Origin of the sequence: Paenibacillus illinoisensis NBRC 15959 (assembly GCF_004000925.1) — a bacterium.
GTDB lineage: Bacteria > Bacillota > Bacilli > Paenibacillales > Paenibacillaceae > Paenibacillus > Paenibacillus illinoisensis.
On sequence record NZ_BIME01000004.1, the window covers coordinates 416638 to 428322 of the forward strand.

The following is an 11685-nucleotide window of genomic DNA, read 5'->3' on the forward strand; positions in this document are numbered from 1 at the left end:
GCATTGACACTTTTTTTGGATGAATATTGTGCCATAATAGAGGTTATGGACAACAGGGTGAAGATTTTACGCAGGGTGGTGTTACCGACATGATGAAGAAGTTCCCCGGTTACATCGGTTTATGTTTGCTTATCATGGCAATTCTAGCCGGATGTACAGAGACACAGCCTTCTGAACAGCCGGTGGTCAAGGAGACCGATACTTCCAATACCATTACCGTTGCTGTCGATGGAAGCACTTTTTTGCCTGATGCAACGAAGTCGATCAAGAGGGATTTTAGTGAAGGACTCACGCTTAAGAAGGCGCTATTGAACAGTGGTCTGGTTGATTTTACGGCCGACGGCAAGCGGATTCAATCCGTAGGGGAAGTTTCACTTGATTCCTCGCTAAGCTGGGCAGTTAAGCTAAACGGCAAGGATATTGATCCGGAAAACTGGGGCATGGAGCTTCATGCCAAGGATGAAGTGATCATTTATGTAAAAGCCGCCGACAGTACAGGAGAAGGTGTTGCATATCAGACAACCCTGCTCAAGATCAGCGGCGGCAATATTATGCCAGACCTTAATCGTCAATATGCGGGTGTCTATATCCAGGAGTGCACGGTTCGGGATGTACTTAAGTCCAGCGGCATCGTCAGAATGTCGGAAAACAACAAATACGTCGTTTCGGTTGAAAATGTTGTTCCTCGCATGAATCAGCGTTGGGTGATCATGGTGAATGATAAGGAACTGATGGAAAATGGTTTGGATATGAAGTTGAATCCACGGGATGCGGTTAAATTACAGTTAACGGCATCTTAAACATAATTATAAAGCCCGGACCTCTGCAGGAGGACGGGCTTTTTTCATGTCACGTATAGATTAAGCTTAGTACCGAAAGGTGATGACTTCAAGCACGTAATGCTTAGATGCGGCAGATCTCGTTGGGACATAATTCACAATGACAGATGCCTTGGAGCATCTTCAGGTCCTTAATAACAATCATGCCGTTATCATATTCAATAGCATCTTTTTTGCGCAAATCGCTAAGCATGCGGTTCACACTTTCGCGGGTAGCTCCAATCATGTTGGACAGATCCGTGTGGGTAATTTTTTTATGAATAATCACGTGATCGCCGTGGGGCTCGCCATAAGAATTGGACAATCGGATCAAGGTGGAACAGAGCGCACCAGGTTTACCGTATAACATCAGGTCACGGAACTTGGTTTGGGTTAAGCGGTGATGTATGCCCATCCATTTCATAAAGTCAATGGCGAAGTCACAGTGCTGACAGATCAGCATCTCCAGGTCTTTGTGCTCCAGTACACCGATTTCACTGTCTTCCAGCACTTCCGCCGAGAACGTATGCTTGGAACCGAAGAACGGATCTGCCTGACCAATCATATCACCGGACTGGTACATGTACATGATAAGCTCTTTGCCTTCATCCGTTGATTTGGTGATCTGGGCACGGCCCCTTTTCATATAATAAAGTTTGTCGGACACATCACCTTCCCAATACAGGTGGGTCCCTTCAGGATAGGTACGGTCTTTCATGGTTACGAGCAGATGATTGAAATTCACTTCCGAGAAACAGTTGGTATTGCCGCGTTTTTCCATGACACTCAGTTGTTCTCTCATAAGTCTATCTCCCCTTTGTATCCACCGGAGGGGATTACATGCAGTCCGCACTCCGTGGTTCGCCGCAACCGTTACCGTCCTGATTAGGGCCATCTCCGCCGGGGAGGACGGTACAAATTGCGGTGGTTCAATTTTTAAGTTCAGTATATACCTAATCTTACCGTTTGAGGGGCATGGAAAGGGGGCAAAAATGGCGAAATTTCAAACATTGTGATTAAATTCACTTTAGAGAGGGAAGGCTGCATTTGACAGCTATATAGTTTAAACTAGGAAGTGAAAATGACCTGTGGAAGGAACTCCAAAAAACTTAAATTAAATTTGTTATACTTTGTGAAAATAATCACATAATTAACCTTTTCGACATGTTACGATGTGTACGTAAAGAAGAGAGACAAACCAAAAACCAATACGAACCTTTAGGAGGATGAGGGAGATGGCTGTAAAGAACGAAGTCGCCCCAGCAAAAGAACCGACAGCAGGTCAGTATATTCAAACGTTAATTGACAAAGCGAATAAAGCACACGCAGCATTCATGTCCATGGATCAAAAACAGATTGACCGCATCGTGCAAGCCATGGCACTGGCAGGTCTGGACAAACACATGATGCTTGCCAAAATGGCGGTGGAAGAAACAGGCCGCGGAGTGTATGAAGATAAAATCACCAAAAATATCTTTGCAACAGAATATGTGTATCACAGCATCAAATATGACAAAACCGTAGGTGTAATTGAAGATAACGAGTACGAGAGCTTCCAGAAAATAGCGGAGCCAGTCGGCATTATCATGGGGATTACCCCGGTGACCAATCCGACATCCACCACGATGTTCAAAGCGTTGATTTCCATCAAAACACGTAACCCGATCATCTTTGGTTTCCACCCCTCAGCTCAGAACTGCAGCCGCGAAGCCGCCAAAATTCTGCTTGAAGCCGCGGTGAAGCATGGTGCTCCGGCCGACTGTATCCAGTGGATTGATGATCCTTCCATGGACCGCACGAATGCACTGATGAATCATAACGATGTGGCGCTCATTCTGGCGACAGGTGGATCAGCAATGGTACGCGCAGCGTACAGCTGTGGTAAACCGGCACTCGGCGTGGGACCAGGGAACGTACCTTGCTTTATCGAGAAAACGGCAGATATCAATCAGGCTGTAACGGATCTGATCTTGTCCAAGTCATTCGACAACGGTATGATCTGCGCATCCGAGCAAGCGGTCATCATCGAAGAACCGATCTTCGATCAGGTGAAAAAGAAAATGATTGCGAACGGTTGTTATTTTGTCAACAAGGATGAAGCTGCCAAATTGACAGCAGGTGCCATCAATGCGGAGAAATGTGCGGTTAACCCGGCGATTGTCGGTCAATCGGCAGTAACCATTGCGCAAATGTGTGGTATCGAGGTTCCGGCTGGCACCAAAATTCTTGTAGCAGAGATTGAAGGTGTCGGCACCAAGTTCCCGCTGTCTGCAGAGAAATTAAGTCCGGTACTGGCTTGTTACAAAGTAAAAACGGCAGCTGAAGGGATTGAGCGTGCTGCGGAAGTGGTTGCCTTTGGCGGCATGGGTCACTCCTCTGTTATTCACTCGAATAACGAAGAAGTGATAAGCAAATTTGCGGATCGTCTTCAAACAGGGCGGATTATCGTGAATTCGCCATCCACACACGGCGCCATTGGGGACATCTACAACACAAACATGCCGTCATTGACCCTGGGATGCGGTTCATATGGCCGTAACTCGACCTCATCGAATGTCACTGCCGTCAACTTAATCAATGTGAAAAGGGTGGCTCGCCGTACCGTGAATATGCAATGGTTCAAAGTGCCAAACAAAGTGTACTTCGAAAAAGGAGCAACGCAGTATCTGGCCAAAATGCCTGATATTACTCGCGTAGCCATCGTTACGGATGCCATGATGGTCAAACTGGGCTATGTGGAAAAAGTGGAGCATTATCTGCGTCAACGCCAAATGCCAGTAGCAATCGAAGTATTCTCGGATGTAGAGCCCGATCCATCAACAACAACGGTAGACCGCGGTACAGAAATGATGCGCCGCTTCCAGCCTGACTGCATTATCGCTCTTGGTGGTGGATCACCAATGGACGCTGCCAAAGCCATGTGGTTGTTCTACGAATATCCGGACACGGACTTCAACGATCTGAAGCAAAAATTCATGGATATCCGTAAACGGATCTATAAATACCCACGCCTTGGATCAAAAGCAAAATTCGTAGCGATTCCGACAACATCGGGTACAGGATCGGAAGTAACATCGTTTGCCGTAATCACAGATAAAAATCTGGGCAACACCAAATATCCACTGGCAGACTATGAGCTTACACCGGATGTAGCCATCGTAGACCCTGAATTCGTCTATTCACTGCCGAAAACAGCGGTTGCAGATACAGGTATGGACGTACTGACTCATGCCATTGAAGCTTATGTATCGGTTATGGCAAATGATTACACGGATGGTCTGGCGATCAAAGCTATCCAGCTGGTATTCCAATACCTGGAGCAATCGGCGCTGCAAGGTGACAAACTGGCACGTGAGAAAATGCATAATGCTTCGACGATTGCCGGTATGGCTTTTGCTAACGCGTTCCTGGGGATTAACCACAGCTTGGCGCACAAATGGGGCGGACAGTATCACACCGCACATGGACGTACCAATGCAATCCTGATGCCGCACGTCATTCGTTACAACGCGAAAAAACCAACCAAATTTGCATCATTCCCGAAATATTCGCACTTTGTGGCAGATGAGCGGTATGCGGAAATTGCCCGGATTCTGGGATTGCCTGCACGTACTACAGAAGAAGGGGTGAACAGCCTCATCAATGCAATTCGCAAACTGAACAAAACACTCGGTATTGAGGAATCGTTCCAGGAAATCGGATTCGATGCCAAGGATTTTGAAGCTCATGTAGATTACCTGGCCGATCGTGCTTTCGAAGACCAATGTACAACCGCCAATCCGAAACTGCCGCTGGTGACTGAACTGGCAGACGTTTACCGCAATGCCTTCTACGGACGGTTTGAATAAACAATTAAAGCAACAGCAGGGTTTAGGCAATAGGTTCAGGGTTCCCCGGGAGGGGAGCCCCGATTGCCGTCTTTTTGTCGATGACGGAATCCTTTGGGGATCCGTTGAACGGTTTGGTATTCACACAATAACGGAGAGGACAGAAAAAACTGAAGAAGCGAAGCGCTCGCCTTTATCAATGGATTTTCCCAATTAGAATAAGAAATGAAAAAAATCCAGTGATAACAGCGATCGGAAGTTGTTCTGGCCCGCGCAGTGGCTAAGTGTGAATAATTATGGGGTTCACCATGATCCTGCAATGGTGGAGTGAGGAAGTTCACTAACTTTGTGATAAAAATCACAGATGGTGAAACCCGCAAGACGTATACTGAAAATGTAAGAAAAACATCCATCCCGCGGTTCCGGTTCCCATGTAGAGAGAACGTGTTCCGGCTGATATGTGAAAAAGTTCACATTAATCGCGGCTCTGGGCACAGATGAGACGATTTTGCTGCACCCTGTCATGTGTCCGGAAATCCAAATTTGTGGAGGGATTACTATGTCGGTGATCGAAAAAGACGTAAAACAACAAACAGGCTGGAGAAACTTTACGAAAGGCACATGGACCAAATCCGTGGATGTGAATGATTTCTTGGCACATAACCTGTCTCCGTATTATGGGGATGAGTCATTTCTCGCAGGGGCAACACAGAATACGAAAGACCTGTGGGACATCGTATCCGATCTGACTAAAAAGGAACGGGACAACGGCGGCGTACTGGATGTGGACGTAAATACTCCGGCAACGATCGTGTCTCACCAACCCGGGTATCTGGATCAATCCAAAGAGCAGATCGTCGGTGTGCAAACCGATGCTCCATTCAAACGCTCCATTCAGCCAACAGGCGGAATTCGCATGATGATTGATGCATGTCAGGCTTACGGCTTCGAAATGCCTCAAGAAGTCATAGATATATTTACTAATATTCGCAAAACACATAATCAGGGTGTATTCGATGCGTATACATCCGAGATGCGTGCAGCACGCAAAGCAGGTATCATTACCGGTCTGCCTGATGCTTATGGCCGCGGCCGGATCATCGGCGATTACCGCCGGGTTGCTCTGTACGGGGTGGACTTCCTGATCCGCGCCAAAAAAGGAGAACTGAACGCTCTTGAAGTGGATGTCATTGATGAAGATGTCATCCGTCTGCGTGAAGAGTTATCCGAACAAATCCGGGCTCTGCAGGAATTGAAGCAGCTGGGCGAAATGCACGGCTTTGATATCTCCCTGCCGGCTACTACAGCGAAAGAAGCGTTCCAATGGCTGTACTTCGGTTACCTGGCTGCCATCAAAGAGCAAAATGGTGCGGCCATGTCCCTTGGACGTGTATCTTCATTCCTTGACATTTACATTGAACGTGACCTGCAGGAAGGTCATCTCACCGAGGAGCAGGCTCAGGAACTGGTTGACCATTTCGTCATGAAGTTGCGGATCGTCAAATTCCTGCGTACACCGGACTACAACGAGCTCTTCAGCGGCGACCCGACATGGGTAACCGAGTCCATCGGCGGGATGTCCGTGAACGGGGAAACACGCGTAACGAAAAACAGCTTCCGTTTCCTGCACACGCTGCACAATCTGGGACCCGCACCGGAACCAAACCTGACCGTACTCTGGTCTACCAAACTTCCCGAGGCATTCAAAGAGTATTGCAGCAAAGTATCCATTGAAACCAGCTCGATCCAATATGAGAATGATGATCTGATGCGTCCAATCTACGGAGACGATTACGGGATTGCCTGCTGTGTATCGGCCATGAAGATCGGTAAACAAATGCAGTTCTTCGGCGCTCGTGCCAACCTGGCGAAAGCACTGCTGTATGCGATCAATGGTGGACGCGACGAGAAATCCGGAGCACAGGTCGGACCGGAATATCCGGCCATTACAAGCGAAGTGCTGGATTACAATGAGGTCATGAAACGGTTCAAACCGATGATGGAATGGCTGGCTAAACTGTACATGAATACCCTTAACGTGATCCACTACATGCATGACAAATACAGTTATGAACGAATCGAGATGGCTCTGCATGACCGCGATATCGTACGCACCATGGCCTGTGGTATTGCCGGCCTGTCCGTTGCAGCCGACTCCCTGAGTGCAATTAAATATGCAAAAGTTAAACCGATTCGTAACGAGCAAGGAATCGCCGTTGATTTTGAAATTGAAGGAGACTTCCCTTGTTACGGTAACAATGAAGACAGTGTCGACAGCATCGCGGTTGAACTGGTAGAGAGCTTCATGGGCATGATCCGCAAACATAAAGCGTACCGCAATGCCATTCCAACCCAATCTGTATTGACCATTACATCCAATGTGGTGTACGGCAAAAAAACCGGTACAACACCGGATGGACGTAAAGCAGGCGAACCGTTTGCTCCAGGTGCCAACCCGATGCATGGACGTGACAAAAAAGGAGCTCTGGCATCCCTGGGTTCTGTAGCCAAATTGCCTTACGAACACAGCCTGGACGGTATCTCCAACACATTCTCGATTGTGCCTAAAGCACTTGGTAAAGAGTCCGATACGCGCAAATCCAATCTGGTTGCCATGATGGACGGTTATTTCGGTCAAGGTGCTCACCATCTGAACGTGAACGTGTTCGATCGTCAGCAGTTGATTGACGCCATGGAGCATCCGGAAAATTATCCACAATTGACCGTTAGGGTATCCGGTTATGCCGTAAACTTCATCAAATTGACGCGTGAGCAGCAGCTGGATGTCATTAACCGGACCTTCCACGGTTCGATGTAATAACACGGTAAACAGGAGTAGATCACCATCATAAACGCACAGCGGATGCGGATACAGAAAGGAAGAGGCAGCATGGTTAACGGACATATTCACTCACTCGAAACTTTCGGGACGGTTGACGGCCCAGGCATCCGCTTCGTGCTTTTTATGCAGGGATGTCACCTGAAATGCCAATATTGTCACAACCCGGATACATGGGCGCTTGATGGAGGCCGGGATATGAGCGTGGAGGAAGTTCTCGCTGAGATCGAGCCATACTTGACCTATTATCGCAGTTCGGGTGGCGGACTTACGGTATCGGGAGGCGAACCGACGCTGCAGGCTCATTTCGTCGGCCAGGTTTTCAAGGAAGTGAAGCGGCGCTGGGGACTGCACACCACCCTGGACAGCAACGGCTACAATGAACCTGATCGTATTCTTGACTTGTTGGACCATACGGATCTGGTCATGCTGGATCTGAAACATATCGATGATGAAAAGCATATCAAGCTTACCGGGAAATCCAATGAGAGAACACTTCGGATGGCCCGCTGGTTATCGGATCATGGCCGGAAAATGTGGATTCGGCACGTATACGTGCCAGGCATTCATGATGATGAACAAGATCTGATTAATCTGGGACGCTATATCGGAACATTGAATGGTGTGGAGAAGTTTGAGATTTTACCATATCACCAGATGGGCATATACAAATGGCAGGCACTGGGAAAAGTATATCCGCTCGAAGGCGTTCCGTCTCCTACCGAAGAAGAAGTGGAACGGGCTTATCGCTTGATTGAACAGGGGCGGAAAGAAACGACAGACACACTTGCTCGGGCAAAATGATCCATATCCATGGGTCCGATAGAAAATGAACATTCCTTAAAAATGGACCCACTCTTCAAACAGTCTTTGCGACAGACGTCGCAAGGGCTGTTTTTTGTTGCATTTTACATGAGGATTACGAAAAGGCTTGTTCAGTGAAGGATTTTATCCCCTCATTGATGAATTGTCATCCTTACGATGGTAGCTCCGGCTTTTTATAATCAGAGTGTAAAACCAAATGCGCAATATGCCGAGGAGGGTCAACGACGATGAAAAAAAGAATGATAATGCTGCTCTCACTGCTGCTGGTTACGTCCTGGACGCTGGCTGCATGTTCGGGCTCAGGGAACGAAAATCCGCAGGGAGCCTCAGGCTCCGAGCCGGAGACGAGCAAGGAACCGGTGGAAATGCTGCTGCGTCACACCCAAGTAGGGGCGGATAAACAGAAACGGCTGGCCATTCTGCAGGACGTCGTCGACAAAGTGGAAAGTGAGGTCCCTAATCTGACCTTTACGCTGGACGGGGTTGAATCAGATGTGAACCGGAAGGAAAAGCTTCGCGGGGAAATGGCGGCCGGCAATCCACCTGATATTTTCGAACTGTTCGGGAGCCCGGACTCCAAAGTGTATGCCAAGGAAGGCATGCTGCTGGATCTGACACCGATTTTGCAAGAGCTGGGCATTCAGGATCAGTTTACATCCCTTGAACCGTTCACGTATGAAGGCAAAGTGTATGGATTGCCGATTGGTGGTTCAGGCGAAGGTTTTTTCTATAACAAAGAATATTTTGCAAAAAAGGGCTGGCAAGCACCAACGACCATGGCTGAGCTTGATAATATGCTGGCCGAGATCAAAGCAGATGGGAAAGTGCCTCTTGCCTCTGCTTCCAAGGCCGGCTGGGTCCCGCTGATGTTGACGAACCATCTGTGGTCCCGTTATGCCGGTCCCGAGATTACTGCGAAGTTTGCAACTGGTGAAGCCAAGTGGACCGATCCGGGTGTGATTCAAGGTTTTGCGAAGCATAAGGAATGGGTCGATAAGGGGTATTTCAAAAAAGGCGAGCTCGGCTTCGAATACGCTGAATACACGACTCAATTCACAAGTGGTGAAGCGGTATTGATGTATGACGGAACATGGAAATCATCTGTATTCAAGGAAGGACAGAGCGGGGAATCGTTGATCGGCAAGGTTGGATTCTTCAATATGCCGCCGGTAGAGAATGGCGTAGGAGATCAGACTTCCCTCATGCGTGATGTCAATAATGGATATGGCTTCTCGGCATCTGTAGCGGAAGATCCTCAGAAGCTGGAAGCGGTAAAGGCGTTCATCAAAAACTTCTATAATGAAGATATGCAGGTGCGTGGACTTGTGGAAGATGGAGTCCTTCCTGCCATGAAGCTGGATGAGAAGGTATTAACGGACAGCATTACCGACGAGCTGATGAAGGAAATCGTTGCTGTCCTGAATGCATCCCAGACATCATTCCCAGCCTTTGATGCGCTGGTACAGGCGGATGTGACCACCGAGATCAGCAATCTGCAGATTCAAAAACTAGTTGGCGGACAGACCACGCCGGAGAAGATGGCGGAGGAGCTGCAGCAAGTTCAGGAGGAAGCCAACGCTTCCGTGGAATAATGAATCTACTCTACCCAAAGCTGCAACTGAAGTTACTGAAGGAGGCTGAATATGAATACTTCACTCCGCAGCCCACTTGTTTACACGCTGTTTGTATTACCGGCATTGATTTTGTTTGTCATGTTTTTCCTATATCCGATTGGCAGCTCACTGTACTATAGCTTGACCAGCTGGAATGGCGTTTCGACAGACCCACGATTTGTGGGTTTGTCGAATTATGCCAAGGCTTTAACCGATGAACGGTTTTGGATATCTACACGGAATAATGGCTTTTTTATCGGATTTTCCGTATTGATCCAGGTTCCGCTGATTGTATTATTTTCATTGCTTATTGCCAATGTCAAACGATTAAAGGGAGTATACAAAACGGCTGTTTTTTTACCTTCTATTATGTCGACTGCAGTCATCGGCATTTTGTGGGGATTTATTTATGAGCCCAACATCGGGCTGTTGAATCAACTGCTGAATACGTTTGGCATTCCGCCGGTTTATTGGCTTTCGGATAATCGTTTCGCGATGCTGTCCATTCTTGTAACCAATGCCTGGCAGTGGACCGGATTTTACATTGTCATGGTACTGGCGGCCATTCTCGCCATTCCCCGTGATCTGGACGAAGCCGCTGCAATCGATGGGGCAACCGCAATACAGCGCGCGACCCGAATCACGTTGCCACTGATCAGGCCCATTATTTCGGTTGTCATTATGTTGTCCATTGCCGGAGCGATGAAGGCAGCAGATATTGTGCTTGTAATGACCAAAGGCGGACCGGCCGGCTCCACCGAGGTGCTTGCTACGTATATGATCAAATATGCGATTACCAATTTTAAATATGGGTACGGCAATACGGTAGCGGTTCTGATCTTTGCTCTGACACTTGTGCTGACGGCTGTGTACCAACTGCTCGTGGCAAGGCACAACGAAAGGGTGGAGTATTGATGGTAAAGAATATACGAGCCAGTATTCCTCATGTGTTGTTGATGTTATATTTGATCGCAATTTTGTTTCCGTTTTTATTTGTCATCTTCTCTTCATTCAAACAGGATAACAATGAAATTGCTCTCCATCCATTCGGTCTGCCAACTAACTGGGTATTCAGTAATTACGTGGAAGCCTGGGTCAACGCCAAGATTGGTACGTATTTCTGGAACAGCATGTACATTTCGGTGCTCTCTTCGGCAGGAACCATTATACTGGGCGCCATGTTTGCTTTTGCTGTAACCCGGATGAGACACCGCAAGTGGAGCCTGTTTCTCTATAGTCTTATACTGGCCGGCATGCTTATTCCGAATAACGCGCTGATGCTGCCCATTTATTTGCTCGTCCGCAAGCTGGGCATATTGGACACGCATCTGGCTCTGATTGTTCCCTATGTAGCGAATGCCATTCCTTTTACGATTATCATACTGGCTGCTTTTATGAGATCACTCCCCGGAGAGATAGAGGAAGCAGCGGTAATGGATGGCTTGAGGGCCCCGGGGATCTTTGCTAAAATAGTGATACCTCTTACAGTTCCAGCCATCGTTACGGTATTTATCGTGAATTTCCTCGGCAACTGGAACGAATTTTTGCTCGCCAATTATTTCCTATCTACAGATAAGCTGCGCACCCTGCCTGTAGGCATGGTCCAGTTTCGTGATCAGTACCAGATGAACTATGCCCAGATGTCCGCAGGAATTGTATATAGTGTTGTGCCTGTCATTGTTATTTACGCCATACTACAGGAGAAAATTATTGAAGGTGTGACCGCAGGCGGCGTCAAGGGTTGATGGCCTACGCGGTTATTG

Annotated in this window: 8 protein-coding genes; 7 read left to right on the top strand and 1 reads right to left on the bottom strand. The window is 47.8% G+C overall.

The genetic code is table 11. The annotated features are described in order from the left end of the window. Window positions 1-89 precede the first annotated feature (89 nt). Window positions 90-800 carry a hypothetical protein gene (locus PIL01S_RS13275; RefSeq protein ID WP_127537908.1) on the top strand — a complete coding sequence of 237 codons (711 nt, stop codon included), beginning with the start codon at window positions 90-92 and terminating at the stop codon, window positions 798-800. Between the two features lie 103 nt (window positions 801-903). Here PIL01S_RS13275 and PIL01S_RS13280 read toward each other — a convergent pair whose 3' ends face one another. Next, on the bottom strand, window positions 904-1620 hold the full coding sequence (locus tag PIL01S_RS13280) for a Crp/Fnr family transcriptional regulator (RefSeq protein ID WP_095290364.1): 717 nt from the start codon (window positions 1618-1620) through the stop codon (window positions 904-906). A 433-nt stretch (window positions 1621-2053) separates the two neighbouring features. Here PIL01S_RS13280 and adhE point away from each other — a divergent pair, with 433 nt between their 5' ends. From adhE to PIL01S_RS13310, 6 genes are all read left to right on the top strand, one after another. Next, window positions 2054-4666, top strand: coding sequence for a bifunctional acetaldehyde-CoA/alcohol dehydrogenase (adhE, locus tag PIL01S_RS13285; protein ID WP_127537909.1), 2613 nt, complete (start codon window positions 2054-2056; stop codon window positions 4664-4666). A gap of 538 nt (window positions 4667-5204) precedes the next feature. Beyond that, complete coding sequence (pflB, locus tag PIL01S_RS13290; protein ID WP_127537910.1) at window positions 5205-7463, top strand: formate C-acetyltransferase; 2259 nt, start codon at window positions 5205-5207, stop codon at window positions 7461-7463. Window positions 7464-7535: 72 nt separating this feature from the next. Next, on the top strand, window positions 7536-8288 hold the full coding sequence (pflA, locus tag PIL01S_RS13295; protein WP_127537911.1) for a pyruvate formate-lyase-activating protein: 753 nt from the start codon (window positions 7536-7538) through the stop codon (window positions 8286-8288). 248 nt (window positions 8289-8536) lie between these two features. Then, window positions 8537-9901, top strand: a complete 1365-nt coding sequence (locus PIL01S_RS13300; RefSeq protein ID WP_127537912.1) for an ABC transporter substrate-binding protein — start codon at window positions 8537-8539, stop codon at window positions 9899-9901. 51 nt (window positions 9902-9952) lie between these two features. Further along, window positions 9953-10837 carry a carbohydrate ABC transporter permease gene (locus tag PIL01S_RS13305; RefSeq protein ID WP_127537913.1) on the top strand — a complete coding sequence of 295 codons (885 nt, stop codon included), beginning with the start codon at window positions 9953-9955 and terminating at the stop codon, window positions 10835-10837. Then, entirely contained in the window at window positions 10837-11667 is an 831-nt protein-coding gene (locus tag PIL01S_RS13310) for a carbohydrate ABC transporter permease (protein ID WP_095359302.1), read from the top strand. The genes PIL01S_RS13305 and PIL01S_RS13310 overlap by 1 nt, the downstream gene beginning before the upstream one ends. Window positions 11668-11685 lie beyond the last annotated feature (18 nt).

Coding starts and splice junctions, on each gene's coding strand:
- PIL01S_RS13275 (WP_127537908.1), top strand. CDS start 90: ATGATGAAGAAGTTCCCCGGTTACATCGGTTTATGTTTGCTTATCATG.
- PIL01S_RS13280 (WP_095290364.1), bottom strand. CDS start 1,620: ATGAGAGAACAACTGAGTGTCATGGAAAAACGCGGCAATACCAACTGT.
- adhE (WP_127537909.1), top strand. CDS start 2,054: ATGGCTGTAAAGAACGAAGTCGCCCCAGCAAAAGAACCGACAGCAGGT.
- pflB (WP_127537910.1), top strand. CDS start 5,205: ATGTCGGTGATCGAAAAAGACGTAAAACAACAAACAGGCTGGAGAAAC.
- pflA (WP_127537911.1), top strand. CDS start 7,536: ATGGTTAACGGACATATTCACTCACTCGAAACTTTCGGGACGGTTGAC.
- PIL01S_RS13300 (WP_127537912.1), top strand. CDS start 8,537: ATGAAAAAAAGAATGATAATGCTGCTCTCACTGCTGCTGGTTACGTCC.
- PIL01S_RS13305 (WP_127537913.1), top strand. CDS start 9,953: ATGAATACTTCACTCCGCAGCCCACTTGTTTACACGCTGTTTGTATTA.
- PIL01S_RS13310 (WP_095359302.1), top strand. CDS start 10,837: ATGGTAAAGAATATACGAGCCAGTATTCCTCATGTGTTGTTGATGTTA.